Raw genomic sequence first — 25938 nt, 5'->3', positions numbered from 1 at the left:
CACACATCCGCGGGGGCACACGGATGAACACTCACGAGCAGGTGCGGGAACGCCCGGTACTGGTCACCGGCGCCACAGGTTACATCGGCGGACGCCTGGTGCCGCAGCTGTTGGAGGCCGGACACCGGGTGCGCTGTCTGGCACGCTCGCCCGACAAACTCCGGGACCTTCCCTGGCGCGACCGGGTGGAGGTCGTCCGGGGCGACGTCATCAGCGGTGACGGCCTTCCCGAGGCGCTCGACGGGGTGGGGACCGCCTACTACCTCGTGCACTCCATGGGCGGCGGCACCGACTTCCGCAGTACCGACCTGCAAGGTGCGCACACCTTCGCCCGAGCCGCCGCCGACGCGGGGGCCGGGCGCATCGTCTACCTGGGCGGGCTGGTCTCGAGCAGGGGCGAACTGTCACCGCACATGGCTTCGCGTGCCGAGGTCGCACGGGTCTTCCTGGAGGGGCCCGTGCCGGCCGTGGTGCTGCGGGCCGCCGTCATCATCGGGTCGGGTTCGGCCTCCTTCGAGATGCTGCGGTACCTGACCGAACGGCTGCCGGCCATGACCACACCACGCTGGGTGCACAGCCGGGTCCAACCCATCGCCGTGCGCGACGTCCTGCGGTTGCTCGTACGCGCCGACGACCTGCCGGAAGGGACCAACGCGACCTTCGACACCGGCGGGCCCGAGGTGCTCACCTACGCCGACATGGTGCGCCGCTACGCCGGTGAGGCCGGTCTGCGGCCTCGGTTGATCCTGCCGGTGCCCGTGCTCTCACCCGGCCTGTCGAGTCTGTGGGTCGGCCTGGTCACCCCGGTGCCGCCGGCTGTGGCGCGCCCCCTCGTGGAGTCACTGCGCCACGACGCGGTCGTGTCCGGGGCCGGACACGAGGAACGGGAGGGAGACCGCACCGGGGCCGACAGGGGCGACCGTGCCCGGGACGACATCGTCGCCGGCGGCCGCATCGGTTTCGACGAAGCCGTCGGCCTCGCTCTGCGCCGCACCGAACAGGCCCAGGTGGACACCCGTTGGTCCTCGGCCACGTGGCCCACCGCACCCTCCGACCCGTTGCCGACCGACCCTGCCTGGACCGGAGGCAGCGAGTACACCGACGAGCGCTCGTGCCCCGTGGCCGCACGACCGGAGGAACTGTGGAGCGTCGTCGAGAGCATCGGCGGCCGCAACGGCTGGTACTCCTGGCCACTGGCCTGGGCCGCCCGCGGCTGGATCGACCTGGCCGTGGGCGGGGTCGGCGCACGACGCGGACGCCGCGACCCCTGGCGTCTGCGCGTGGGCGACTCCGTGGACTTCTGGCGTGTCGAGGAGATCGTGCCCGGCGAGCTCCTGCGGCTCCGCGCCGAGATGCGCCTGCCCGGGCGGGCCTGGCTCGAGCTGTGGGCGGACCCCGCGCCCGGGGCCGAGGGTGAAGAACCTCGCACGTCGGTCTACCGACAGCGCGCGCTCTTCCGTCCCAAGGGGCTCGCGGGGCACTTGTACTGGGCCTTCGTCACTCCTTTCCACGGGATCGTCTTCGGATCCATGGTGCGTCGGATCGCAGCACGGGCCGAACACGAACGCCGCGAGCGCCTCCGGGCCCGGGCAGCGAACAGGAAACGGACAGAACCTCGGCGCCGACTCTGATATTTTCTCGAAAAGCAAGATATTTGTTTTCCGAGGAAAGGGCGAGCGGTGCGCTCCAGAACATGGATCGGGACTGCCCTCCTGATCGTCCTCGTGTGGGTGGCCGGCGCCGGCCCCCTCGGTGCCTTCCTGGGCAAACTCGGCGAGGTCCAGACCAACGACCCGTCGGCCTTCCTTCCCGTGGACTCCGAGTCCACGGAGGTCGACGAGGCCGCCGCAGGGTTCGAGCAGGAGGAGACCACCCCCGCGCTCGTCGCGTTCTCCGCCGACAGTGAACTCACCGGCACCGACCTGGCCGACATCGGGTCCCTCGGCGACGAACTCACCGACTCCTCCTGGACCGGTGGACCGGTCGCCGGCCCCCTGCCCGGGACCGAGGACCCCTCCGTGGCACAACTGGTCGTACCCCTGGACAACGCTCTGGACGAGCAAGAGACCGTCGAGGAACTGCGTTCCTGGCTGGGCAACAACACCCCGGACGGGCTGGAAGCCGAAGTGACCGGACCCGCCGGTTTCGCCGCCGACCTCGTCGCGGCCTTCGGCGGCATCGACACCACGCTCCTGCTCGTGGCGGTGGGCGCCGTTCTCGTCATCCTCATCGCCGTCTACCGGTCACCGGTCCTGCCGCTCCTGGTGATCCTGACCTCCCTGCTCGCGCTCGGGCTGTCCGGTGCCCTCGTCTACTTCGCCGCGTCCCAGGACTGGGTCAGCCTCAACGGGCAGAGCCAAGGCATCCTGTTCATCCTCGTGGTGGGCGCCTGTACCGACTACGCCCTGCTGCTGGTGGCCCGCTACCGGGAAGAACTCTCCGCGGGCCGGCCCGTGCCGAACGCCGTCCTGGCGTCTGTGCGCGGTGGCCTCGGCCCGGTCATGGCCTCCGGCGGAACCGTGATCCTCGGTGTGCTGTGCCTGCTGGCCGCGGAGCTGACCTCCACCCGCAGTCTCGGCCCGGTCGTGGCGATCGGTGTCGCGGCCGCCCTGCTGGCCGCTCTGACCTTCCTGCCGGCCGTGCTCGCCGTGTTCGGACGCGTCGCCTTCTGGCCGTTCCCGCCCCGGCCCGCACCCGAGTCCGAGAGGACCGCCGGCCGGAGCCTGACCGCGGACCACCCCCTGTGGAGCCGCATCAGCGCCTTCGTCTCCCGCCGCCCCCGCACCACCTGGCTGGCCACCACCGTCCTGCTGGCCGCGGCGGCGGTCTTCGCTCCCCAGTTCAGCGCCGAGGGAACCGGCCAGGACGAGGTCTTCCGTACCGAGGTCGAGTCGGTCAGCGGTCAGGCGACCCTCGACCGCGGTTTCGGGGACGACGCCTCCTCCTCGCCGGCGCTCGTGCTCGCCGACGCCGGCCACGTCGACGATGTGGTCTCCGCGGCCGTGTCCACCCCCGGTGTGGACACGGCCGAACCCGTTGTGGAGGAAGGCGGATCCGGACCCCTGGTGGTGGAGGGCCGGGTCCTGGTCGAGGCCGGCCTGCAAGCGCCCGCCGAGTCCTCCGAGGCCGTGGACACCGTTCGCGGCCTGCGTGCCGAGGTCCGCAACGTCGACGGCGCCGACGCGCTGGTCGGCGGCATCAGCGCCACCGACCTGGACACCCTGGAGACCGCCCAGCGCGACTTCACCGTCGTGGTCCCGCTGGTGCTGTTCACCGTCTTCCTCGTGCTGATCCCGCTGCTGCGGTCATTGGTCGCCCCTCTGCTGCTCATGGCCGCGAACGTGCTGTCCTTCGCCACGGCTCTGGGCGTGGGAACGCTCGTGTTCGACCACGTACTGGAACTTCCCGGGGCCGACCCCGTGGTGCCGCTGTTCGCCTTCGTCTTCCTGGTGGCCCTCGGCATCGATTACAGCATCTTCCTCATGTCCCGGGCCCGGGAGGAGACCCTGGTCCACGGACACCGCGAAGGTGTGTTGCGAGCGCTCACGGTCACCGGCGGGGTCATCACCTCGGCCGGGGTGGTGCTGGCGGCCACGTTCGCGGCACTGGCCGTGATCCCGCTGCTGTTCCTCCTCCAGCTCGCCTTCCTCGTGGCCTTCGGCGTGCTGGTGGACGCACTCCTGGTGCGCACCCTGTTGGTCCCGGCCCTGTCACTGGACGTGGGACCGCGCATGTGGTGGCCGGGACGGTCCGGACGGCCCCGGCATCACAGCGGATCGCCCGGCAACGCCTCGTAGGCAGCAGCGATCTTGCGGACCAGCCCCGACTGCGGCAACTGCGCCCCGTCCACCGACGCCACCGCCCGCACACCCGTGGTGGCGTTGGTGACGAAGGCGCCCGCCATCCGGGTACTCACCGCGGTCGCGATCGGCCGGGTCCGCACCGGCACCCCCAGGGAATCGGCCGCATGCTCCACCAACCGGGCCGTGACCCCGGGCAGGGCCGGGGCCTGCGGCCACACCACACCCTCGCCGTCCAGGAAACCGATGTTCCACGTCGGGCCCTCCGAGACCCGGCCGTCCACCCCGGAGAACAAGGCGTCGTCGAACCCGTCCATCTGCGCCGACCGCCGCTGGCGCAACGATCCGAACAGCGCCGTGCTCTTCACCTGGGGGGTGTCTCGCGAGTACAGGCGCGTACCCAGACGCACCGGCGGCGGGGGCACGGTCGGGTCCGGGGCCGGACGGGTCGTGACCAGGATCTGCGGGAGCGGCCGCGAACCCGGGCGCCCCAGGTCCAACTGCGGGTCGAACACGGTGATGCGCACGACCGAGGGCGCCGTGCGCTCACGCGCCGCCCGGCGGGCCAGCTCGCGCACGCGCGGCAGGTCCAGGTCCGTGCCGAACAACGCGTGGCAGTCCCGGTGCAACCTGTCCAAGTGCCATTGCAGTCCCCGGACCCGGAGGCGGTCGACGAGCATGGTCGTGAAGTGTCCGTAGCCGTACAGGGCCAGACTCGCGAGTTCCCCTGTGCTGACGGGGCGTCCGTTCAGTTCCATCGCCGAGCCATGATGTCACCTCGGCGCCTGCGCCGGAGCGGGTCCCACCCACACACGGCCTGTACCGGCCACCGAGGAGGGGCGTTGCGCTCCGGGACGGAGCGGTCCGCGACGAACACCCTTACCGGGGACCGCGCTTCCGGGCCCGCACGGGCCCACGGAGCCCGCACGGCCCCGCGCACACGGTGAGGCGGCGGGGGTGGTTGAGAACCGGCCCCGCCCGTTCCTTACCCTGGTGCCCTCGGACACGGAAACGGAAAAGCCCCGCCCACCCGGGCCGGAGACCGAGGAGCACGATGCCGCGAATCGACCTCAACGCCGATCTGGGGGAAGGGTTCGGACGCTGGGAACTGGGTGACGACCGAACCCTGCTCACCATGGTGACCAGCGCAAACGTCGCCTGCGGGTTCCACGCCGGTGACCCCACCGTGCTGCGCGGTGCCACCGCGGGCGCCGCCGAACACGGGGTGGCCGTCGGAGCCCAGGTCGGCTACCGTGACCTGGCCGGGTTCGGCCGCCGCTTCATCGACGTGTCCCCGAACGAACTCACCGACGAGATCGTCTACCAGCTCGGTGCCCTGAGCGCGTTCACGCATCTGGCCGGGGACCGGGTCCGCTACCTCAAACCGCACGGAGCCCTCTACAACGCGATCGTGCACCACACCGGACAGGCGCGCGCCGTCGTCGAGGCCGTGCGTTCCTACGACCCCGAACTGCCTGTGCTCGGGCTGCCCGGATCGGAGTTCCTGCGGCTGGCCGAGGACGCCGGCCTGCGTGTGTTCCGGGAGGCCTTCGCCGACCGTGCCTACACCCCCGAGGGCACCCTCGTCCCACGCCGTGAGGAGGGCGCGCTCCTGCACGAACCCGCCGAGATCGCCGACCGGTGCCTGCGCATCGCCCACGGGGAGACCGTGCACGCCGTCGACGGCACCGAACTGCGCCTGGACGCCGATTCCCTGTGCGTGCACGGCGACACCCCCGGAGCCGTCGAGGTCGCCCGTACCGTCGCCGCACGTCTGAGCGAGGAGGGCGTACAACTGCGCGCCTTCACCCGGACGGACCAGCGATGAGCGCGACCGACCGCTTCCACCCCCGGATCCTGCCGTGCGCCGACCGTGGACTCCTGCTCGAGGTCGCCGATCTGGACGAGGTCCTTGCGCTCCACGCCGCTCTGACCGCCCACACCCCGCCCGGGGTGACCGACGTCGTGCCCGCCGCCCGCACCGTGCTGCTGCGCCTGGCCCCCGACGCCGACCCCGGCCGGGTCACCGCTGCCCTCGACGGGCTGCGGCGCCCCTCCGCCGCCGGGACGGCCAGCGGCGAGACCCTGACCGTCCCGGTGCACTACGACGGTGAGGACCTCGACGACATCGCCGCACTCACCGGGCTCGGCGCCCGCGAGGTCGTGGACGCACACACCGCGGCGGTGTGGACCGTCGCCTTCTGCGGCTTCTCCCCGGGGTTCGGCTACCTGGTCGGCGGCGACCCCCGGCTCCACGTGCCCCGGCGACGTGAACCCCGCACCCGGGTACCCGGCGGCGCCGTCGCCCTCGCCGGGGAGTTCACCGGCGTCTATCCCCGTGTCTCACCCGGCGGATGGCAGCTCCTGGGCCGCACCGACCTGCGCACGTGGGACCCCGACCGCGATCCGCCGGGCCTGCTGCGGCCCGGGGTACGGGTCCGGTTCGAGGAGGCTCCGTGAGCACGCTCGAGGTACTGGCCACAGGGCCCCTGGCCACGGTCCAGGACCGCGGCCGCAGCGGTCGTGCCGCCCTCGGGGTGAGCCCTTCCGGCGCCGCCGACGCCGATTCCCACGCTCTCGCCAACCGGCTCGTGGCCAACCCGCCCGATGCCGCCACTTTCGAGTCCACCCTGGGCGGGCTGCACCTGCGCGCCCACGGCGCGGTCACCCTGGCCGTCACCGGGGCTCCCGCGCCCCTCCGGACGGACGGGCGCACCGTCGCCCCCAACTGCGTCCTGCGTCTGCCCGACGGTGCCGAACTCGCCCTGGGCACCCCGGACCGGGGACTGCGCACCTACGTGGCCGTGCGCGGAGGGCTCGACGTCCCGCCCGTCCTCGGGTCGCGCAGCACCGACGTGCTCTCGGGACTGGGGCCCGGAACCCTCGCCCCCGGGGCCCGGCTGCCGGTCGGCCCCGCACCCGAAGGGTGGCCCTGCACCGACCAGGCCCCCGTCGGCGAGATCGGCGCATCCGACGTGGTGTTGCGTGCCGTGCCCGGTCCACGCGCGGACTGGTTCACCGACGCCGCACTCGAGGCCCTGTTCACCGGCGGCTTCGAGGTCACCCCGCGCAGTGACCGGGTAGGCGCGCGCCTGTCCGGTCCGGTCCTGGAGCGGGTGGGTGAGGGGGAACTGCCCAGCGAGGGCATGGTCGCCGGTGCCCTGCAGGTACCGCCGGGGGGAGAGCCCGTGCTGTTCCTCGCGGACCACCCCGCCACCGGCGGATACCCCGTCATCGCCGTGGTCCCCGCCGCTGACCTTCCCGCGGCGGCCCAGGCGCGGCCCGGAACGCGGGTGCGGTTCCGCCCCGCGTAGAAGCACATGCGGCCACAGAATTCCGAATGTCCGTACCGTGTCCGCGCCCACTGTGGGAAGCTGGGCCGAAACCCACGGACACGGGGGAGAGGATGGTCGGCGGCCGGAACCGCTGCTCGCGCCGCGACCCGGGCCCGCCCCCGGTACCACGGCCCGTGCGGTCACTCTGCAGCCGGAGAGGCGATCCACCCCTGAGGCAGAATGGCCGGACAGCCACAAGAAGGAAGGCCTGCGTCGTGAGCCCCCACCCTCCGACCCCAGCAGGGCTCTGGCCCGTCCCGGACCCCGTCCCCGAACCCATCCGGGTCCTGGTCGTCGACGACCACGCCCTGTTCCGCCGCGGGCTGGTCTCCGTCCTGGGCGACGAGAAGGACATCGACGTCGTCGGAGAGGCCGGCGACGGCCAGGAGGCGGTCCGCCTGGCCGGAGAGCTGCACCCCGACGTCGTGCTCATGGACGTCATGATGCCGCACTCCTCGGGCATCGACGCCTGCCAGGAGATCCGTGACTCCGTGCCCCGGACACGGTTCATCATGCTCACCATGAGCGACGAGGAGTCCGACCTCTTCGACGCCCTCAAGGCCGGGGCCACCGGCTACCTCCTCAAGGAGATCGGGGTCGACGGGATCGCCGGTGCGGTGCGCTCCATCGCCGGTGGCCATTCCTTCGTGAACCCGTCCATGGCGACCCGCCTCATCGGGGAATTCGCCGAGCTGGCCAAGCAGGAGAGCCGCGCGGCGCCCGTCTCGGTACCGAACCTGACCCCGAGGGAGACCGAGGTCCTGCGGTTGCTGGCGCACTCGTTGAACAACCGGGAGATCGGGTCGCGGCTCTTCATCACCGAGAACACCGTGAAGAACCACGTGCGCAACGTCCTGGAGAAACTCCAGGTGCACTCGCGTACCGAGGCCGCCATTTACGCGGTCCGGGCCGACCTCACCTGAACAGGCCCCGGCAGGGCCCTCACACGGACCTCCTCCACACAGCTCCCGGCCCTCGCCGCACCCCGCGTTGCACGGAGCAAGGGCGGCCCCGGCCGTCGTGGGTGCTCCGGTGGGTCGAGTACTGCGGGCCGGTGTCGGTTCCGGTGAGAGCACTGCCGACGGGCCCGGGTCAGGCCGGTTCGCGGGCGCCCAGGCGACCGTCGCGCATCTCCAGCACCTGCTTCGCAGACCCCAGGAACTCCGTGTCGTGCGTGACCAGCAGCGTCGCCACGCCGAACGTCCGCGTCGCCTCGCTCAACAGATCCATGACACGGCCCCCGCGCTCCTGGTCCAGGGCGGCCGTCGGCTCGTCCACCAGGAGCGCGTCCGGACGGGCCGCCAGCGCACGGGCGATGTTGACCCGCTGGCGCTCACCCCCGGAGAGCTGGTGCGGGCGCCGGTGCGCCTTGCCCTCGAGCCCCACCGACGCCAGGGTCTCCAGTGCCGTTCTCCGGGCCTCGTGCAGCGGCCGCGACCGCATGTGCTCGGTCACCACGAGCTGCTCGGCCGCGGTCAGCGCACCGATCAGGTTCGGCTGCTGGAAGACGATCCCGATCCGGTTCAGCCGCAGCTGCGCCAACTCACGCGGGCGCATCCCGAGAGTGTCGGTGCCCCCGACCACGACCCGGCCCGAATCGGGACGGATCAGGGTCGCGGCCACCGCCAGCAGGCTCGACTTGCCCGAGCCGGACGGCCCCACGACCGCCGCCATCTCACCGGGCTCCACACGTACCGAGACCTCGTCCAGCGCCCTCACGACACCGTCGCCGTCGGGATAGGTCAGGTTCACGTCGGTCAGTTCCAGACTCATCGCACGCCTCCCAGGGCGATCAGCGGGTCGACAGAGGTGACCCGGCGCACGGCCAACGCGGCGCCGAGCATGCCCAGGACGATCAGTGCCGCCACCGGCACGATCGTCGTACTCGCGGTCAGGGAGAACGGAAGGACCCCTGCGGCCAGGGCTCCCACCCCGACACCGACGGCGCCGCCGAGCGCGGCACCGGCCGTGAGCACGATCAGCGCCTGGGCGAGCGCGTCGCGCAGCAGGTATCCGGTCGAGCCGCCCAACGCCTTGAGGATCGCCACGTCCCCGCTGCGCTGGATCGTCCACACCGTCAGGAATGCGCCCACGACCAGCGCGGAGATCGCGTACAGGAACCCCTGCATCGCCACCAGCGAGCTGTTCTCCGACGAGAACGACCCGATGGCGCTCATGCTGTCCGCCAGGGTGGCGGAGACCGTCCCCGCTTCGGTGTCGGAGGCCTCCGCCGCCTGCTCGCCGGCCCCGCCGGAGGCGATCACGCTCGCGACCGGTGCGTGGGCGCCCTCGGCGTGGCGTACCCGCGGGTCGATCCCGCGCCAGGTCCGCACGTCGGTCCAGACCGCGGGCGTGTGGCTGTAGTACTCGTCGGACACCACCGCGGCGACCTCCAACTCCCGGCCGTTCACCGCGACGGGACTGCCCTCGCTCAGGTCGTGGTCCTCGGCGAGCTCCTCACCCACCGCCAGGTACTCGCCCCGGGGCAGTTCCTCCGGGGCGAGCCGTCCCTCGGGCACCACACCGAACAGCGCCACGGCGGTGGACTCGTCCTCGGGCGTCTCCATCCTGGTCCGGGTGATGCCGACCGGCTCGGCCCAGCCGGAGGGGTCCGACCAGGTGTCGAGCTGGTCCCGGGTCACGGTGCTGTCGTCGTAGGACTCCTCGACCTCGCCACCACCGGAGGTCCCGAAGGCCACACGGTCGGCCGGCAGATTGCGTACCGCCGACGTGGACTGGTCCGCCAGGCCCGCGGTCAACCCGGACAACAGCACGATCAGCAGCGTGATGAGGGCGACGACGGAGCCCATGAGCGCGAACCGCCCCTTGGCGAAGCGGATGTCACGAAGGGCGACGAACACGTTGGCCCTCCTCTCTCGAAGAACATCGGATCGTCCCCAGATTCGGCCGCCGGCCCCCTTTCCCGCATCGGGGGAACGGTGCGCCGTGCGGAGCGGAAGGTTGTGCGCGAAGGTCCACCGAACGGTTGATGCCCGACCCCGGGAACACGTCGTACGCTGCCCTGATGCGCTACGGAGATCCGCCCGGCGTCGACACCGTCCTGTGGGTGCTGCGCCTGTTGCTGCACGCGAGCTTCTTGTTCCTGCTCGCGTTCGGCCTCACGCAGTACGTGCTGACCGAGGTCGGTGCCCCGGTTCCCGACCATCCGCGCTGGGCACACTGGGCCATCGTGGTCGGAGGGGTCCTGCTCGGTCTGGTCTACGCGTCCGGGGCCGTGTTCGCCCGAACCGGCACACCCCGTCCGCGTGTCCTGGTGTGGCTGGCGGCGGTGACGGTGCTGTGGGCACTGCTGGCCTCGGCCGGGCCGGAGTTCGTGTGGTTGGCGTTCCCGCTGTTCTTCCTGCACCTGAACCTGTTGCGCGGCGCCCACTCCGTCGTCGCGGTCGTGGCTGTCACCGCTTCCGTCGTGGCCGGGCAGGTCCTGCACTTCGGCGACCTCACCGTCGGCATGGTGCTGGGGCCCAGCCTCGGGGCCGTCTTCGCCGTCGCGATCGCCATCGGCTACCGGGCACTGCGCCACCAGAACGAGCAGCGCCTCGAACTCATCGACACCCTGACCCGCACCCGCGACGAACTCGCCGCGTCCCAACGCCGCACCGGGATCCTCGACGAACGCCAGCGTCTGTCCCGCGAGATCCACGACACCCTCGCCCAGGGACTGTCCAGCATCGTGCTGTTGCTGCGCTCGGCGGAGAACGCCCTGCCCGGCGAACCGGACCTGGCGGCCACCCGCGTCGCCGAAGCACGCGAGAGCGCCTCCACCAACCTGGAGGAGGCCCGACGGTTCGTCCGCGACCTCGCTCCGCCCTCCCTCGCCGGAGGGGACCTGCCGCAGGCCCTGCGCCGCCTGTGCGAACGCGAACGCGGCGTCGACTGCCGCTTCCGGACGGACGGTGAGCCCGTGCGGCTGCCCTCCGAGTACGACGTCGCCCTGTTGCGCGCTGCCCAGGCCAGCATCGGGAACGTCGCCGCGCACGCCCGTGCCGACACCGCTGTGGTCACCCTCGGCTACCTCGACGACCAGGTCACCCTGGACGTCTACGACGACGGGGCCGGGTTCCGGCCCGAGGAGGTGCACGCCCGACCCGACGGCACCGGGTACGGGTTGTCGGCCCTGCGCGAGCGGGTCACCGCTCTCGGCGGCCGCCTCGACGTGGAGTCCGCTCCAGGGGAAGGGACCGCCGTCGCCGTCCGTCTGCCGCTGACCCGTGAGGAGCCGTCGTGACCGAGAACCCGCTGCGGATCCTCCTGGTGGACGACCATCCCGTCGTCCGCCACGGGCTCAAGGCGATGTTCGCCGAGCAACCCGGTATGGAAGTGGTCGCCGAGGCCGCCGACGGGAGCGCCGCTCTCGACGTGCTCGGATCCGGAACGCAGGTCGACGTGGTGCTCATGGACCTGCGTATGGGGGAGGGCATGGACGGGGTGAACGCGACCCGCCGGATCGTGGGTCTGTCTTCACCGCCGCCCGTGCTCGTGCTGACCACCTACGACACCGATGCCGACATCCTGGCCGCCGTGGAGGCCGGGGCGACCGGATACATGCTCAAGGACGCCCCGCCCGAGCAGCTGTGCGCGGCCGTGCGTTCGGCCGCGCAGGGACAGACCGCGCTCGCCCCCGACGTGGCCAACCGGCTCATGGACCGGTTGCGCTCTCCCCGACCGGTGTTGAGCGGCCGTGAACTGGAGATCCTCGGACTGTTGGCGCGCGGGATGTCCAACCGGGCGATCTCGCGGGAACTCTTCATCAGCGAGGCCACGGTCAAGACCCACCTGGTGCACGTCTTCGACAAGCTGGGGGTGGACAACCGGACGGCCGCCATCACCACGGCGCTGCAGCGGGGCATCATCCGCGTCGAGTGAGCCCGCCCCGGGCCCGTACATGAGCGGTGCCGGCGGCCCTCCCGGGCCCTGCCTGCCGGCGGGCGCGACTACTGCGCGGTGTGGACGCCGAAGGTGCGGCGGTAGCGGCCGGGGGAGACACCGAGCTCGGCGTGCATGTGCTGACGCAGCGACGCACCCGTCCCGAACCCCGTCCGGCGGGCGATGTCGTCGACGGTCAGGCGCGTGCCCTCCAACAGCTCCCGTGCCCGGTCCAACCGGCGCGCGGTCAGCCACCGGCCGGGGGAGACCCCCGTCTCTTCCCGGAACCGGCGCGTGAAGGTCCGCACGCTCATCGACGCCACCGCCGCCATCTGCGCCAGGGTCGGCCGTTGCCCCAGGTGCTCGACCGCCCATGCCCGCGCCGCACCGGTCCGTGTCCCCTCGGGCTCGGGTACGGGACGGCGTACGTACTGGGCCTGTCCGCCGTCGCGGTGGGGCGGCACCACCGTTCCCCGCGCGACCTCGTTGGCCACCGCCGCCCCGTGGTCGGTGCGGATCATGTGCAGGCTCAGATCGATACCGGAGGCCACCCCCGCGGCGGTCAGGACCCGGCCGTTGTCGGTGTAGAGCACATCGGGGTCCAGTTCGATGTGCGGGTACATGGCCCGGAAGAACCCCGTGGACCGCCAGTGTGTGGTCACCCGGCATCCGTCCAACCACCCGAGCGCCGCCAGCACGAACGCAGCCGAACAGATCGAGGCCACCCGCGTACCGGGGCGCACCCGCCCCAGCGCCTCGGCCAGCTCCGGGGCGAGCGGGTCGTGCGGACGCTCCACGTAGTCCTCCTGAGCCGCCGGTACCAGGACCGTGTCGGCCTCGACCAGGGGGTCGGGGCCGTGCGGGACCGTGAACCCGAGGTCGGTGTCGGTCCGCACCGGACCCGGGGCGAGCGCACACGTGGCCACCTCGTACAGAGCTCGGCCCCCGGCGTCCCGAGCCTGACCGAACAGCCGGTGCACGATCCCGGTCTCGATCGGCAGGGCACCGTCGCGAACGAACACGGCCACCTTGTGCGGCGCGGTCCCTCCGAAAACACTCATGGCCGGATCCTTTCACACGTTGGCATTCCGGCCACTGTTCCGCGTCCGGTCCCACGGCGGAAGCTGGACCCATGAACACCCCTGACGCACCCGCCATCGCCCGAACGCCCCGCACCGGAACCGGACGCCGCGCCCACCGCGCCTGGTGGGTGGCGGCCGTCGCCCTCCTGGTCGTGGTCGGAGGGGCGGTCCTCACCGCCGCGGCCGGCCTGCTCGTGGAGCCCCTCCACACCGAGTACGCCTGGTCGCGCTCCTCGATCGCCCTGGCCTCGTCGGTCAACATGGTCCTCTACGGGCTCGTCGCCCCCTTCGCCGCCGCGCTCATGGACCGCTTCGGCCTGCACCGTATCGCCGTGGCCGCCCTCGCCCTGGTCGCCACGGGCACGCTCCTGACCACCGTGATGTCCAGCCCGTGGCAGTTCACCCTCTACTGGGGGCTCCTCGTCGGGGCCGGGACCGGTGCGGTGGCCATGACCTTCGCCGCTGCCGTCGCCCAGCGCTGGTTCGTGGCCCGCCGCGGGCTCGTCCTCGGGACACTGACCGGGGCGAGCGCCTTCGGGCAGATGGCCTTCCTCCCCGCGGTGGCGTGGACCGTGGACCACCAGGGCTGGCGCCCCGCCCTGGTCACCCTCGCCCTGACCGTCTTCGTCCTGGCAGCGCTGGCCGCACTCGTCCTGCGCGATCACCCCGCCGACGTCGGACTGCGTCCCTACGGCGCCGACCCGGCCGGCCCCGTGCACCGCCCCGAGCCTGCCCCGGGCGCCGCCCGCCGTACCGTCGCCGTCCTCGCCGGGGCCCTGCGTGGTCGCCGCTTCGCCCTGCTCGCCGGGGTGTTCATGGTCTGCGGGGCCTCCACCAACGGGCTCATGTGGACCCATTTCGTGCCCGCAGCGCAGGACCACGGGATGGCCGTCACCGTCGCCGCCGCGCTCGTCTCCGGCGTCGGGGTGTTCTCCCTGCTGGGCACGGTCGTCTCCGGCTGGCTCACCGACCGCGTCGACCCCCGGTGGCTGCTCGCCGGATACTTCGCCGGGCGTGCGCTGCTGCTGGCCGTGCTGCCGACCCTCCTCGGCCCGCACCCCGGCCCCGGCCTCATGGCCTTCGTCGTCGCCTTCGGGCTGTTGGACGTGGCCACCGTCCCTCCGGTCATCATGCTCTGCAACCGGTACTTCGGCGATGACGGAGCCATCGTGTTCGGCTGGGTCAACGCCACCCACCAGCTCGGTGCGGGCGCAGCCGCCGCCCTGGGCGGTACGATCCGCGACACCACCGGCGGATACGGCCCGCTGTGGCTGTTCGCCGCGCTGCTGTGCGGGCTCGCGGTCGCCATGGTCCACCGCCTGCCCGCCCGGGAGGACGGGCAGGGGCCGAGTTCCCGTGCGCCGCAGTAGGATCATCGCCCCACCCCAGCGCCCAGGACGAGGAGCCTCCGTTGAGCAGCGACCGCACCCAGGCCTTCGAAGGCCTCACCGACGCCTACCGGCGTTTCCGCCCCGGCTATCCCCGGGAGCTCCTCGACCGTCTGCGCGAGCACGTACGCGAGGGTGCCCGGCGTCGGCCCGAACCGTGGCTGCTGTTGGACGCGGGGTCGGGCACCGGGATCTCCACCCGTACCCTGCGTCACCTCTTCGGTGCCGGCCCCCGCGTGGTCGGTGTCGAACCGGGCAGGGACATGATCGGCACGGCCCGTGCTGCGGACGAGGGCGTGGAGTACGTGGCCGGACGCGCCGAACACCTGCCCTTCGCCGACGCCTCCGCCTCCCTCGTGCTGGCCGCGCAGGCCGTGCACTGGTTCGACCGGCCCGCCTTCTACACCGAGGCCGTTCGTGTCCTGGCCCCCGGCGGCACCGTCGCCGTCCTCAACAACGACCGCGACCACCGGGCCAGTGCCTATCTCGACGCCTACGAGGGGCTCATGGAGGAGCACGGCGACCACTACCGGCGCGACTACCGCGAGTTCGACACCGTCGCCGAGATGTCCGCGCTGCCCGGTCTGGAAGGGGCCGATCCGGCCACCGCGACCTGGGAACGTGAACTCGACACCGACCAGGTCCTGGGCGCGGCCCTGTCCTCCAGCAAGATGGCTGCCGTCGTGCGGAACCTGGGAGAGGAGCGCACGCGCGAGGCCATCACCGCCCTGGTCCGGGAGCACTTCCCCGACGGACGCGTCCGCATCCCCTACGTCACCAGGCTCTTCACCGCGCGCCGCACCGACGATCGAGGCCCGCTCGCTCACCATGTTTGAGGTGTTTTGCGTGGTTTGTCGCTTCCGTTGGGGCTAACCCGGGACACGTTCGGGAAGACTCCCGCCGCACCGGCCCCGTCAAGCCGGGCCGCAACCGAGCAGGGAAACCACGGCCGACCAGGGGGAGTACGCCACATGCCGCAGCTCATCGTTCTCGGGGTGCAGGACCGCGACACCGCCGACCGCGCACTCGAGATCGGCGCCGAACTCGACAAACGCGAACTCCTCCACCTGTCCGACGCCGCCTACGCCTACCAGGACGGCAAGGGACGCCCCCGCATCCACCAGACCGTCAACACCACCGGCATGGGTGCGGCCGGCGGCGCACTGTGGGGCACCCTCATCGGCCTCATCTTCCTCAACCCGGTTCTGGGGCTGGCGGTCGGCGCGGCCACCGGGGCGGTCGCCGGGAAGCTCACCGACATCGGTATCGACGACGACATGATCCGCCAGATCGGGTCCGAGCTCGAGGGCGGCAGGTGCGCGGTCTTCCTCCTCGCCGACGTCGAGACCGCCGACCGGGTGGTGGAGGCTTTCAAACCCCTGGATCCCACCGTCATCCAGACCAACCTGTCCAAGGAGAACGAGGAGGAACTCGTCGAAGCCCTGCGTTCCTGAACCCCGGCGGAGCGGCCGTGGTCCCGCACGCGCACCGGCCGCTCCTTCCCACCTGGTCCGGCCGACCACGCGTGCGGGGCCGGGTAACACGTCCGAGCACCGGGAGGGTGAGATGACCGGAGCCGACATCGGCCCGACCCACGCGCACACTCGCGCCCCCGACGAAGACTTCCTGGACGACGACTTCGCCGATGCCTACCGCGGTCTGCTGGGCCGACTCGTGCCCGGGAAGGTCTACGACGCCGTGGGCCGGGTGGTCTGGAACACCGACACCTACGCCTTCCTGGACGGCCCTTCCCCGGACAGTGTCCACCCCGGCCTGTGGCGGCAGGCGAAACTGTCCGCACACCAGGGATTGTTCGAGGTCACCGACGGCGTGTACCAGATCCGCGGCCTGGACCTGTCGAACATGACCCTGATCGAGGGCGACGAGGGCGTGGTGGTCGTGGACCCGCTGATGTCCACCGAGACCGCCGCGGCCGGGCTGGGCCTGTACCGCGAGTACCGGGGCGACCGTGCCGTGAGCGCCGTCGTCTACACGCACTCGCACGTGGACCACTTCGGCGGAGTGGGCGGGGTCGTCGACGGTGACGTGCCGATCCTGGCCCCGTCCGGGTTCATGGCCCACGCCATCACCGAGAACGTGCACGCGGGCCCGGCCATGGCGCGGCGCAGTGTCTTCCAGACCGGAGCACAGCTGCCCGTGGGGCCCACAGGGCACATCGGTGTCGGACTGGGGCTGGGGGCCTCCTCGGGGACGGTCACCCTCATCGCCCCCAACCGCACCATCACCCGCACCGGGCAGGAAGAGGTCGTCGACGGGGTCCGGCTCGTCTTCCAACTGACACCAGGCACCGAGGCGCCCTCGGAGATGAACTTCCTGCTGCCCGACCACCGCGCCCTGTGCATGGCCGAGAACGCCACCCACACCCTGCACAACATCCTCACCCTGCGCGGGGCCATGGTCCGCGACGCCCGCGTGTGGTCCAGCTACCTCGACGAGTCGGTCCATCTGTTCGCCCACGACGTCGACGTGCTCTTCGCTTCCCACCACTGGCCCACCTGGGGTACGGAGAACATCGTCGCCTTCCTCAGCGAACAGCGCGACCTCTATGCCTACCTGCACGACCAGACCCTGCGCATGATGAACCAGGGCATGGTGGGCTCCGAGATCGCCGAGAACTTCCGGATGCCGCCCAACCTGGAACGGCGCCGCCACACCCGTGGCTACTACGGTTCGGTCAGCCACAACGTCAAGGCCATCTACCAGAGCTACATGGGCTGGTTCGACGGCAACCCCGCCCACCTGTGGGAACACCCGCCCGAGGCGAACGCCCGCCGATACGTCGACTGCATGGGCGGCACGGACGAGGTCGTACGCAAGGCCGAACGCTACCGCGACGAGGGCGACGCCCGCTTCGCCGTCACCCTGCTCAACCACGTGGTCTTCGCCGACCCCGACCACCGGCAGGCCCGCGAGACCCTCGCCGACCTCTACGAACAGTTGGGATGGGGAGCGGAGTGCGGCCCCTGGCGCAACTTCTACCTCCAAGGCGCCGCCGAGCTGCGGGGGCGTACCCCCGAACCGCCCGCGAGCGCCGGTCTCATGGGGGTCTCACGCGGGTTGCCGGTCGCCCAGTTCTTCGAGGCCCTGGCCATCCGCGTCGACGGGCCCCGCGCCTGGAACGAGGCGTTCGCGATCGACTGGGTCCTGACCGACCAGGGCGCGACCTACCGCACCCGGCTCTCCAACGGGGCACTCACCATCACCGAGAACCCGCGTTCGGGAAGCGCCGAACTCACGGTCACACTGACCCGACCCGAACTCCCGGGCCTGCTCGTGGGCCGCCTCGACCTCGCCGACATGCGGGCCGAGGGGGAGACGGGGTTGCTCGGACGCCTCCTGGGCCTGCTCGACCCGCCCGACTACGGGTTCCCGATCGTCACCCCCTGAGCCGCTCACGACGCTCGAACACCCCGCGAGGAAGACGTACCGCGGCGGATGCACCGTGCAGCACGGGCCGGTCCCGCGCCATGCACACCGGGCCCGGCCTCAACGCCCCCGTCGGCGCTCCATCGTGACGATGTCCCGCCAGGTGCCGTGGTGTTCGCCCACACGCTCCAGGACCCCGAGCGTGCGGAACCCCGCAGCCCGGTGCAGGGTCAGGCTCGCCCGGTTCTCCGGGAAGATCGACGTGCGCAGTGTCCACAGTCCGCCCCGGTCGGCCTCGGCCACCTGGTGCCGTAGCAGCGCCCGGGCCACCCCCAGCCCCCGTGCCTTCTCCGCCACGTACACCGACGTCTCCACGACCCCGGCGTACACCGGCCGCCCCGATGTGGGTGCCGCCGCGGCCCAGCCGGCCACCTCGCCGTCGGCCTCGGCCACCCACCGGTGCCCGCGCAGCCACTTGTCCTCCAGCGCCCCGGCGTCGGGGACCCGGGTCTCGAAGGTAGCATCCCCGGTCGCGATGCCCTCGGCGTAGATCTGCCGCACCCGCTCCAGGTCCCCCGGTTCCATCGCGCGCAGGCGCACACCCGCGGCTACGGGCGCGGCCGGGGTGCCCAGGGGGACCTCCAGCAGCCCCAGCGTCGTGTCGACCGGGTTCGGGAAGGACCACCGCCCCTCACGTGCCACTCGCACGAGCCCTTCCGGGCTCCGCGTGACCAGACCGGCCGAGGCGAGCACATCCACGTGTTCCTCCACCGCTGTCGGTGCGATCCCCAGCACTTCGACGAGCGCACCCGAGGTGAGTCCTCCGGTCTCCATGGCCAGGGCGTGCAGGAGACGGAGACGGTCGGGGTCGGCCAGGGCAGCGAAACGGGCAGCGTGGGCGGAGGCCGCCCCGGGGGACAGCCGGGCGGTACGGGACTTCGCGGACATCCGAACATTCTGGCTGATCATCCGGTGTCCCACACCCGCGCAAGGATGTGGCACCTCCCACCGTCCTCCACACCCTCTGGTACGCCCGGAATCGCCACCGAACCCCGTACGTTGTGCTGTGACGGGGGCATCCCGTATGCCGATCGGTGCCCCCGGCCCCAGAACCTGGTAGAAGGAGCCGACCATGGCGCGCATCCTGTTCGTGATGACCGGTGCGGACCACTGGACACTCGACGACGGGACACAGCACCCCACGGGTTTCTGGGCGGAGGAGTTCGTCGCCCCGTACCAGATCTTCGTCGACGCCGGACACGAGGTCGAGGTGGCCACCCCCGACGGTGTCGTCCCCACGGTCGACCGTGCCAGCCTGGCGGCCGACGCCAACGGCGGCCAGGACAACGCCGACGCACTCGAACGGGCCGTCGAACAGAACACGGCCCTCCACGCCCCGAGCCGCCTGGAGGAGGTCGACCCCTCCGCCTACTCCGCCGTGTTCTACCCCGGAGGCCACGGCCCCATGGAAGACCTCGCCGACAACGCCGACTCCGCGCGGGTCCTGACCTACGCGGTGGACTCCGGGACCCCGCTGGGCGTGCTCTGCCACGCACCGGCCGCCCTCCTCGCCCCCCGGCGCGATGACGGCAGCCACGTCTTCTTGGGGTACCGCCTCACGTCCTTCACCAACGAGGAGGAGAAACAGGTCGGGCTCGCCGACAAGGCCGCCTGGCTCCTCCAGGACCGCCTGGAGGGCATCGGTGCCGACTTCACCGCAGGTGCCCCCTGGCAGCCGCACGTGGTCCACGACCGCACCCTCTTCACCGGACAGAACCCGGCGTCCTCGACCGCGCTCGCCGCCGAGGTGAGCCGTGCCCTGACCTGATCCGCGCCGGGACGGCACCGCCGCTCCCGCGCCTTCCCTGCGACCCCGCGGCGGCGTGTGCAACCGCGGCCCATTCAGACACGGAAAGGACCACCATGCCCACATCCCGGGAAGTCCACCTCGTCGCCCGACCGGTCGGCGAGCCCGAACCGACCGACTTCTCCCTCGTGGAGACCTCTGTCGATGAGCCCGGACCCGGCCAGGTACTGGTCCGCAACGACTGGGTCTCGGTCGACCCGTACATGCGCGGCCGGATGAACGACGTCAAGTCCTACGTGCCGCCGTTCCAGCTGAACGAGCCCATGGACGGCGGCGCCGTCGGCACGGTGGTCTCCTCCGGCTCCGACGACGTGCCCGTAGGGACCTCCGTGTCCCACATGGCCGGGTGGCGCGAGTACGCCCTCCTGCCCATCAAGGCGGTGCGTACCGTCGACACCTCCATCGCGCCCGCCCAGGCCTACCTGGGCGCACTCGGTATGGTCGGCCTGACCGCCTACGCCGGACTCACCGAGATCGCGAACCTGCGGGAGGGCGACACCGTGTTCGTCTCCGGCGCGGCCGGGGCGGTCGGCAGCCTGGCCGGCCAGATCGCCCGGCAGCTCGGCGCGAAGAGGGTCGTCGGTTCGGCCGGGGGACCGGAGAAGAAGCGCCGCCTCATCGAGGAGTTCGGCTTCGACGCGGCCATCGACTACCGCGAGGGGGAACTCACCCGCCGACTCGCCGAGGCCGCCCCCGACGGTGTCGACGTCTACTTCGACAACGTCGGCAGCGACCACCTGCAGGCCGCCCTCAACGTCATGAACGACTTCGGCCGTGTGGCCCTGTGCGGGGCGGTCGCGTCCTACAACGCCACCGAGCCCGTTCCCGGGCCGAGCAACCTCTTCCTCGCGGTCGGCAAGCGTCTGAACCTGCGCGGCTTCATCGTCGGCGACCACAACCACCTGGCGGAGGAATACGCTCGCCGGGCGGCCGGTTGGCTCGCCGAGGGAAAACTTCACACCGAGGAGACCGTCGTGGACGGGATCGAGAACTCCGTCCAGGCGTTCCTCGACATGATGCGCGGTGCCAACACCGGCAAGATGCTGGTACGGCTCCCGCAGTAAGAGACGGAAAGGCAACCTTTGCAGCACGTCACGCTGAACAACGGTCTCCGCATGCCGCAACTGGGGTTCGGTGTCTGGCAGGTGGCCGACGACCAGGCCCACGCCTCGGTCGCGGCCGCCCTGGAAGCCGGCTACCGCAGTATCGACACCGCCAGGGCCTACGACAACGAACGCGGTACGGGCAGGGCCATCGCCGAGTCCGGCCTGGCCCGTGAGGACGTCTTCCTCACCACCAAGCTGTGGAACGACGCACACGGCTACGACGAGGCCCTGCGTGCCTTCGACGAGAGCCTCGAGCGTCTGGGCACCGACTACGTCGACCTGTACCTGATCCACTGGCCCGTGCCGGAGCAGGACAAGTACGTCGACTCCTGGCGTGCCCTGGAGCGTATCTACGCCGACGGCCGCGCCAAGGCGATCGGTGTCTCCAACTTCACCCAGCAGAACCTCGACAAGCTCCTCCAGGAGGCCGGGGTCGTCCCCGTGCTCAACCAGATCGAGCTGCACCCCCGCTTCAACCAGGCCGCGATGCGCAAGGTCAACGCCGACCACAGGCTGCTCACCGAGGCCTGGAGCCCCTTGGGCCAGGGCAAGGGGCTGCTCGAGGACCAGACCCTGCGAGGCCTGGGCGACAAGCACGGCAAGACCCCTGCCCAGGTCGTCCTCCGGTGGCACCTGCAGGTCGGCAACGTCGCCATTCCCAAGTCCGTGACCCCGTCCCGGATCAAGGAGAACTTCGACGTGTTCGACTTCGAACTCGACGCCGAGGACGTCGAACGCATCAACGCGATGGACAACGGCGGCCGTATCGGCCCCGACCCCGCCGAGATGAACTTCGTCGGCTAGGCCGCAGCCTGACGGGGTGTGATCCCCTGGACCGTGCCGGCCGGGACCGGAGTCCCGGCCGGCACCCCGAGGGGGCGTTCCACCACCCGTGGGCAACGGGGGAGGGAGCGCCCCCTCCTGCTGTCCGGGGCCGTGCGCGGCACCCCCGTCCCGGACATGCGGCACCGGCCGGAAAGTCTCGGCACCCCCGTCGGATGGCCGGTAACGGACGCTGTCCGGACACCCGGAACAGGGTGAACCCGCTCCCCACGGGACACGCCGTCAGGGGTAGACCGGAGAGTGTGCACCCCGGTCGGTGACGGAGCCGCGACGGTCCCGGACCCGAGTGGCAATGGACCGTGCTGAGGCGTACAGTCCCTTCTTGGTGCGCCGGGAAACATGGCCGGTGATCACCGAACTCTTCCTACGCGAAAAGCCGGATCCATGACCGTCGTCCCTCTTCGCGCCGCGCGTGTCTACCGTTCCGAGAACGCCGAGCGGTCCGTGCACGCCTGGTGCCACGAAGCCCTGAACCAGTGGCCCGAACTCGGGCCCCTCCCTCCCATCGAGACCCGGTTGGGAAGGACCCAGGCCTTCAGCGCGGCCGGTGGCCCCGGAACCCCGGTGCTGGTGCTCTCCGGCACCAACTTCAACGCCGCCGCGACCGTGCCCGCGGCAAGGGTCCTGTCCGAGGACCGTCCGGTGCACCTGGTCGACCTCCCGGGCCAACCCGGCCTGAGCTGCGGCCGCCGCTCCGTGGGCGACCGCGCCGACTCCTACGCCGCCTGGATGGACGAACTCCTCCCGCAGATCACCGACCGGCCCGTGATCATCCTGGGCCACTCCCGCGGTGCCGCCATAACCCTGGCCTCCGCCCCCTCGCCCCTGGTGGCGGGGGTGGTACTGGTCAACCCCGCCGGGTTGACCGCGGCCGGCCTCTCCTCGGGGGCGATGAAGGCGACCCTGTCGTGGAGGATGCACCCCAACGAACACACCAGTGAGCGCCTGGTGGAGTTCCTCAGCGGACGGGGGCCCGACCCCGAGCGCGCGGAATGCACCTCCGAGACGGAGTGGCTCACGCTCGTGGCACGCCACTGCCGCACAGGTTCCACACCCAGCCCGCTGAACGCCGAGTCCTTCCACGCGTGGGCCGGCCACCGGGTCGTGGTGGCCACCGGCTCGCACGACCCGTTCTTCTCACCCGCCCGACTGCACGGGCCCGCCCGCCGGTTCCTCGACACCGACGTACGGGTCATCGAGGACACGGGGCACTTGTCCCTGTACGAACGCCCCGACCGTGTGGCCGAGATCCTCCGGGAGTTCGACCACTGAGGGCCGACCCGCCCGAACGCCGCGCACAGCAACGGCCCCCGGAGGGTCTACTGCGCAACCGCACCTACGCGAAGCTCCGGCGCACCGGTCCCGCGTGAGCCGGGCGAACGCCGAACAACCGCGTGGCGTTGCCGGAGAGGCTTCTGCGACGATGCCCCCATGAGCAGCGCCGAAACCGACGACACCCGTTTCCTCACCGACCTGGCCGACCGGCTGTACGCCCTGCCCGGCGTCGAGGCCGTCACCCTCGGCGGCTCACGGGCCGAGGGCACCCACCGCGCCGACAGCGACTGGGACCTGGCCCTCTACTACCGCTCCGGTTTCGACCCGCAGGACCTGAGCGACATCGGCTGGGACGGTAAGGTCTCCGGGATCGGCGAGTGGGACGGGGTCTTCAACGGCGGGGCCTGGCTGCGTGTGCACGGGCGCCCCGTGGACGTGCACTACCGGGACCTCGGTGTCGTCGAGCACGAGATCGCCGAAGCGGAACAGGGCCGCTTCCGTGTCGAACCGCTGATGTTCCACCTCGTGGGGATCCCCACCTACCTGCTGCTCGCCGAACTCGCCCTCGGACAGGTGCTGCACGGAGAGCTGCCCCGGCCCGGTTACCCGGAGGCCCTGCGCGCTGAGGCGCCCGGGGTGTGGCGGGGCTTCGCCGCCGCCAACCTCTCCTACGCCGAACACAACCACGCACCGTACGGACGGGTGACCCAGTGCGCCGGGCTCCTGGCCCAGGCGGCCGCGCAGGCCGCACACGGGGTCTGCGCCGCACGGGGGGAATGGGTCACCAACGACAAGACCCTGCTGTCCAAGGCCGGTCTGGAGGAGATGGACCTGATCATCGCGGGGATGACCGGGAACCCCGACGATCTGCGCGCCGCCGTCGCCGAGGCCAACCGGCTCGTGGCCACGGCCTGAGCCGCACGGCAACGGGGGAAGGGCCCACGTACGGGGTCAGGCCCGCGGGTTGCGGCGCAGGAAGTCGTCGGCGATCTCGTCGAAGGTCACCCAACGCACCCCCTCGTGGCCGCTGATGTACTCGATGAGGCGCTCGTGCATGAGCAGGTTCTGCGGGCGCCCCGACACGTCCGGGTGCACCGTCATCGGGAACACCGCGTGGTCGTACTCGCGGTGGACCCAGTCGAACTGGTCCCGCCACTGCTGTTCCAGGTCGCGCGGGTTCACGTACCCGTGGCTGTTCGGGTTGGCCTTGATGAACATCATCGGGGGCAGGTCGTCGAGCTCCCACGAGGCCGGGATCTCCACCAGGTCGGACTCCTCACCCCGCACCAACGGGTGCATCCAGTCCTCGGCCGGACGGTCGTAGTCGATCTTGGTCCACCGGTCGCCGACCCGTACGTAGTAGCACTGGAAGTCGTGGTGCATCAGCGAATGGTCGTACTTGAGGCCGCGCGTGATGAGCAACTGGTTGGTGACGTCGGAGAACTCCCACCACGGGGCCACGTACCCCGTGGGTTTGCAGCCCGTGCGCTGCTCGATCAGTGCGATGCAGTGGTCGAGGACATCGGCCTCCTGCTGGGCGCTCATCGCGAGCGGGTTCTCGTGGCTGTACCCGTGCACCCCGATCTCGTGGCCCGCGCGGAAACACGCCTCGAACTCCTCCGGGAAGGTCTCCACCGAGTGCCCCGGCCAGAACCACGTCGCGGTGATACCCGTGCGCTTGAACAGCTCCAGCATGCGCGGCACGGCGACCTCGCCGGCGAACATGCCCCGGGAGATGTCGCAGGGGGAGTCCTCACCCCCGTAGGAGCCCAGCCACCCGCCGACGGCGTCGACGTCCACGCCGTACGCAACCAGGATCTCCTTGGCCATGTTCTCCACCCACTTCGGTCGATGCTCGGGGATCGCGTGCATCATGTCCCCGGTTCCACGGTGGATCAAGGACCGAAACGGCCGCGGAATCAGCCGCGCTCGGGTACCGCACCCACCGCCGCCAGCCACGTCCGGCAGCGCTCGGTCACCCCGGAGGCACTGTCGGTGTGCGTCAGTGCGGCCGCCAGCAACAGGCGCGCCTGCCACGGTGACAGGTCGCCCATCAGTACGGCGCCCGCCCGCATCAGCTCCGCCCCGCCCTCGGCGTACAGGCCCGAGACCGGTCCCGAGCCCACCCGGCTCGCCAACCCCACCGGCACGCCCGAATCGAGCAGCTCCACACACGTCCGAGTCGTCTCCGGAGTCGGGTTTCCCGCCCCGAAACCGGCCACGACCACACCCCGCGCGCCGGCCGTCACCGACGCGCGCAGAGCCGTGGCGTCGGCACCCAGGTACTGAGCGACCACGTCCACCCGCGGCGGTTCCAGGTCCGGGCGCATCAGGGTCGGCACCTTCGGCGCCTGGGCATACAACCGGACCCCGTCGGCGTCCACCGCCGCCACCGGGGCGCGCCCGGGAGCACGGAACGCCTTCAGACCCAGAGTGTCCACCTTCCGTGTGCCCACCGCTGGCAGCACGTCCCCGTCGAAGACGACATTGACCCCCGTGCCGTCCGAACGCGGATCACCCACCCAGCGCAGGGCGGCGGCGAGGTTGCGGGGGCCGTCCGGGGCCGGATCGTCGTAGGGGCGCTGTGCTCCGGTGAAAGCGACCGGGACCGGGGAGTCGTGGGTGAGGGCCAGCAGGAAGGCGGCCTCCTCCATCGTGTCGGTGCCGTGGGTGACGACGACCCCGTCCACCTCCCGGGCCGCTTCGCGCACGGCCCGTGCCAGGGCCAGGACGTCGCCGACGCTCTCCGCGAAGCTGACCAGCCGGTGCACCTCGCGCGTCTGCACGCGGACCCCGCCGAACCCCCACACACGCTCGGCCGCGGAGAGGAGGTCGTCGGCACCGACCCCGACCGCGAGCCCTTGCTCGCCCGCGGTGGTGGCGATGGTGCCGCCGGTACTCAACAGGGCCAGAGTGCGCACGAGGACCTCCAAGTGATGGGTGTGGTCGGACCTTCGCATCTTCCGTGCGT

Annotated in this window: 24 protein-coding genes; 17 read left to right on the top strand and 7 right to left on the bottom strand. The window is 71.5% G+C overall.

The genetic code is table 11. From position 1 onward, the window contains the following. Window positions 1-23: 23 nt before the first annotated feature. Both D456_RS0104935 and D456_RS0104930 read left to right on the top strand, forming a co-directional pair. A complete protein-coding gene (locus D456_RS0104935) occupies window positions 24-1631 on the top strand; it encodes an SDR family oxidoreductase (RefSeq protein ID WP_040698691.1) in 1608 nt (535 codons plus the stop codon). A gap of 48 nt (window positions 1632-1679) precedes the next feature. Continuing rightward, entirely contained in the window at window positions 1680-3797 is a 2118-nt protein-coding gene (locus D456_RS0104930; protein ID WP_017575047.1) for an MMPL family transporter, read from the top strand. Here the strand turns inward: D456_RS0104930 and D456_RS0104925 are convergent. Beyond that, a complete protein-coding gene (locus D456_RS0104925; protein ID WP_017575046.1) occupies window positions 3767-4558 on the bottom strand; it encodes an aminotransferase class IV in 792 nt (263 codons plus the stop codon). The genes D456_RS0104930 and D456_RS0104925 overlap by 31 nt on opposite strands. Before the next feature lie 296 nt (window positions 4559-4854). Between D456_RS0104925 and D456_RS0104920 the strand changes: the two genes are divergently transcribed. From D456_RS0104920 to D456_RS0104905, 4 genes are all read left to right on the top strand, one after another. Further along, window positions 4855-5628, top strand: a complete 774-nt coding sequence (locus D456_RS0104920) for a LamB/YcsF family protein (RefSeq protein WP_017575045.1) — start codon at window positions 4855-4857, stop codon at window positions 5626-5628. Then, window positions 5625-6260 (top strand): 5-oxoprolinase subunit B family protein, encoded by a 636-nt coding sequence (locus D456_RS0104915; RefSeq protein WP_017575044.1) that lies wholly within the window; start codon window positions 5625-5627, stop codon window positions 6258-6260. The genes D456_RS0104920 and D456_RS0104915 overlap by 4 nt, the downstream gene beginning before the upstream one ends. Continuing rightward, window positions 6257-7114 (top strand): 5-oxoprolinase subunit C family protein, encoded by an 858-nt coding sequence (locus D456_RS0104910; protein WP_017575043.1) that lies wholly within the window; start codon window positions 6257-6259, stop codon window positions 7112-7114. The genes D456_RS0104915 and D456_RS0104910 overlap by 4 nt, the downstream gene beginning before the upstream one ends. A 236-nt stretch (window positions 7115-7350) precedes the next feature. Next, window positions 7351-8058, top strand: coding sequence for a response regulator (locus D456_RS0104905; protein WP_017575042.1), 708 nt, complete (start codon window positions 7351-7353; stop codon window positions 8056-8058). 169 nt (window positions 8059-8227) lie between these two features. Here D456_RS0104905 and D456_RS0104900 read toward each other — a convergent pair whose 3' ends face one another. Both D456_RS0104900 and D456_RS0104895 read right to left on the bottom strand, forming a co-directional pair. Beyond that, window positions 8228-8908, bottom strand: a complete 681-nt coding sequence (locus tag D456_RS0104900) for an ABC transporter ATP-binding protein (RefSeq protein WP_017575041.1) — start codon at window positions 8906-8908, stop codon at window positions 8228-8230. Beyond that, complete coding sequence (locus tag D456_RS0104895; RefSeq protein ID WP_017575040.1) at window positions 8905-9996, bottom strand: FtsX-like permease family protein; 1092 nt, start codon at window positions 9994-9996, stop codon at window positions 8905-8907. The genes D456_RS0104900 and D456_RS0104895 overlap by 4 nt, the downstream gene beginning before the upstream one ends. A gap of 164 nt (window positions 9997-10160) precedes the next feature. On the opposite strand from D456_RS0104895, the gene D456_RS0104890 reads away from it, so the two are divergent. Beyond that, window positions 10161-11381: a sensor histidine kinase gene (locus tag D456_RS0104890; protein WP_026115580.1), complete on the top strand. Its 1221-nt coding sequence runs from the start codon at window positions 10161-10163 to the stop codon at window positions 11379-11381. Beyond that, on the top strand, window positions 11378-12019 hold the full coding sequence (locus D456_RS0104885) for a response regulator (protein WP_017575038.1): 642 nt from the start codon (window positions 11378-11380) through the stop codon (window positions 12017-12019). Before D456_RS0104890 ends, D456_RS0104885 begins: the two co-directional genes overlap by 4 nt. 68 nt (window positions 12020-12087) lie before the next feature. On the opposite strand, the gene D456_RS0104880 is transcribed toward D456_RS0104885, so the two are convergent. Next, entirely contained in the window at window positions 12088-13080 is a 993-nt protein-coding gene (locus tag D456_RS0104880) for a GlxA family transcriptional regulator (protein WP_017575037.1), read from the bottom strand. A gap of 71 nt (window positions 13081-13151) precedes the next feature. Between D456_RS0104880 and D456_RS0104875 the strand changes: the two genes are divergently transcribed. The 4 genes from D456_RS0104875 (at window position 13152) to D456_RS0104860 (ending at window position 17897) form a co-directional block, all read left to right on the top strand. Further along, the gene (locus D456_RS0104875; RefSeq protein ID WP_017575036.1) at window positions 13152-14471 is read left to right on the top strand and encodes an MFS transporter; all 1320 of its coding nucleotides are present in this window, start codon (window positions 13152-13154) and stop codon (window positions 14469-14471) included. 41 nt (window positions 14472-14512) lie between these two features. Further along, window positions 14513-15325 (top strand): class I SAM-dependent methyltransferase, encoded by an 813-nt coding sequence (locus D456_RS0104870; protein ID WP_017575035.1) that lies wholly within the window; start codon window positions 14513-14515, stop codon window positions 15323-15325. 135 nt (window positions 15326-15460) lie between these two features. Then, a complete protein-coding gene (locus D456_RS0104865; RefSeq protein WP_017575034.1) occupies window positions 15461-15943 on the top strand; it encodes a DUF1269 domain-containing protein in 483 nt (160 codons plus the stop codon). 112 nt (window positions 15944-16055) lie between these two features. Beyond that, a complete protein-coding gene (locus tag D456_RS0104860) occupies window positions 16056-17897 on the top strand; it encodes an alkyl/aryl-sulfatase (protein WP_017575033.1) in 1842 nt (613 codons plus the stop codon). A 99-nt stretch (window positions 17898-17996) separates the two neighbouring features. On the opposite strand, the gene D456_RS0104855 is transcribed toward D456_RS0104860, so the two are convergent. Further along, on the bottom strand, window positions 17997-18824 hold the full coding sequence (locus tag D456_RS0104855) for a helix-turn-helix domain-containing GNAT family N-acetyltransferase (RefSeq protein WP_017575032.1): 828 nt from the start codon (window positions 18822-18824) through the stop codon (window positions 17997-17999). Window positions 18825-19008: 184 nt separating this feature from the next. On the opposite strand from D456_RS0104855, the gene D456_RS0104850 reads away from it, so the two are divergent. The 5 genes from D456_RS0104850 to D456_RS0104830 all read left to right on the top strand — a co-directional run bounded on the left by D456_RS0104850 (window position 19009) and on the right by D456_RS0104830 (window position 23882). Further along, window positions 19009-19704, top strand: a complete 696-nt coding sequence (locus D456_RS0104850) for a type 1 glutamine amidotransferase domain-containing protein (protein ID WP_017575031.1) — start codon at window positions 19009-19011, stop codon at window positions 19702-19704. A gap of 95 nt (window positions 19705-19799) precedes the next feature. Beyond that, window positions 19800-20807, top strand: coding sequence for an NADP-dependent oxidoreductase (locus tag D456_RS0104845; protein ID WP_017575030.1), 1008 nt, complete (start codon window positions 19800-19802; stop codon window positions 20805-20807). An 18-nt stretch (window positions 20808-20825) separates the two neighbouring features. Further along, window positions 20826-21653, top strand: coding sequence for an aldo/keto reductase (locus tag D456_RS0104840; RefSeq protein ID WP_017575029.1), 828 nt, complete (start codon window positions 20826-20828; stop codon window positions 21651-21653). A gap of 423 nt (window positions 21654-22076) precedes the next feature. Continuing rightward, a complete protein-coding gene (locus tag D456_RS0104835; protein WP_017575028.1) occupies window positions 22077-22964 on the top strand; it encodes an alpha/beta fold hydrolase in 888 nt (295 codons plus the stop codon). A 159-nt stretch (window positions 22965-23123) separates the two neighbouring features. Continuing rightward, window positions 23124-23882 (top strand): nucleotidyltransferase domain-containing protein, encoded by a 759-nt coding sequence (locus D456_RS0104830; RefSeq protein WP_017575027.1) that lies wholly within the window; start codon window positions 23124-23126, stop codon window positions 23880-23882. 36 nt (window positions 23883-23918) lie between these two features. Here the strand turns inward: D456_RS0104830 and D456_RS0104825 are convergent, their stop codons facing one another. Next, the gene (locus D456_RS0104825) at window positions 23919-24842 is read right to left on the bottom strand and encodes a polysaccharide deacetylase family protein (protein ID WP_017575026.1); all 924 of its coding nucleotides are present in this window, start codon (window positions 24840-24842) and stop codon (window positions 23919-23921) included. A gap of 44 nt (window positions 24843-24886) precedes the next feature. Next, window positions 24887-25927 carry an asparaginase gene (locus D456_RS0104820; RefSeq protein WP_230480013.1) on the bottom strand — a complete coding sequence of 347 codons (1041 nt, stop codon included), beginning with the start codon at window positions 25925-25927 and terminating at the stop codon, window positions 24887-24889. Window positions 25928-25938 lie beyond the last annotated feature (11 nt).

The sequence above is a fragment of the Nocardiopsis kunsanensis DSM 44524 genome, assembly GCF_000340965.1.
GTDB lineage: Bacteria > Actinomycetota > Actinomycetes > Streptosporangiales > Streptosporangiaceae > Nocardiopsis > Nocardiopsis kunsanensis.
This window is presented reverse-complemented; position numbering and strand designations above follow the sequence as displayed.

Bases quoted from the DNA above. Each gene is read 5' to 3' on its own strand.
- D456_RS0104935 (WP_040698691.1), top strand. From the start codon at position 24: ATGAACACTCACGAGCAGGTGCGGGAACGCCCGGTACTGGTCACCGGC.
- D456_RS0104925 (WP_017575046.1), bottom strand. From the start codon at position 4,558: ATGGAACTGAACGGACGCCCCGTCAGCACAGGGGAACTCGCGAGTCTG.
- D456_RS0104920 (WP_017575045.1), top strand. From the start codon at position 4,855: ATGCCGCGAATCGACCTCAACGCCGATCTGGGGGAAGGGTTCGGACGC.
- D456_RS0104915 (WP_017575044.1), top strand. From the start codon at position 5,625: ATGAGCGCGACCGACCGCTTCCACCCCCGGATCCTGCCGTGCGCCGAC.
- D456_RS0104900 (WP_017575041.1), bottom strand. From the start codon at position 8,908: ATGAGTCTGGAACTGACCGACGTGAACCTGACCTATCCCGACGGCGAC.
- D456_RS0104890 (WP_026115580.1), top strand. From the start codon at position 10,161: ATGCGCTACGGAGATCCGCCCGGCGTCGACACCGTCCTGTGGGTGCTG.
- D456_RS0104880 (WP_017575037.1), bottom strand. From the start codon at position 13,080: ATGAGTGTTTTCGGAGGGACCGCGCCGCACAAGGTGGCCGTGTTCGTT.
- D456_RS0104875 (WP_017575036.1), top strand. From the start codon at position 13,152: ATGAACACCCCTGACGCACCCGCCATCGCCCGAACGCCCCGCACCGGA.
- D456_RS0104865 (WP_017575034.1), top strand. From the start codon at position 15,461: ATGCCGCAGCTCATCGTTCTCGGGGTGCAGGACCGCGACACCGCCGAC.
- D456_RS0104860 (WP_017575033.1), top strand. From the start codon at position 16,056: ATGACCGGAGCCGACATCGGCCCGACCCACGCGCACACTCGCGCCCCC.
- D456_RS0104855 (WP_017575032.1), bottom strand. From the start codon at position 18,824: ATGTCCGCGAAGTCCCGTACCGCCCGGCTGTCCCCCGGGGCGGCCTCC.
- D456_RS0104850 (WP_017575031.1), top strand. From the start codon at position 19,009: ATGGCGCGCATCCTGTTCGTGATGACCGGTGCGGACCACTGGACACTC.
- D456_RS0104845 (WP_017575030.1), top strand. From the start codon at position 19,800: ATGCCCACATCCCGGGAAGTCCACCTCGTCGCCCGACCGGTCGGCGAG.
- D456_RS0104835 (WP_017575028.1), top strand. From the start codon at position 22,077: ATGACCGTCGTCCCTCTTCGCGCCGCGCGTGTCTACCGTTCCGAGAAC.
- D456_RS0104830 (WP_017575027.1), top strand. From the start codon at position 23,124: ATGAGCAGCGCCGAAACCGACGACACCCGTTTCCTCACCGACCTGGCC.
- D456_RS0104825 (WP_017575026.1), bottom strand. From the start codon at position 24,842: ATGATGCACGCGATCCCCGAGCATCGACCGAAGTGGGTGGAGAACATG.
- D456_RS0104820 (WP_230480013.1), bottom strand. From the start codon at position 25,927: ATGCGAAGGTCCGACCACACCCATCACTTGGAGGTCCTCGTGCGCACT.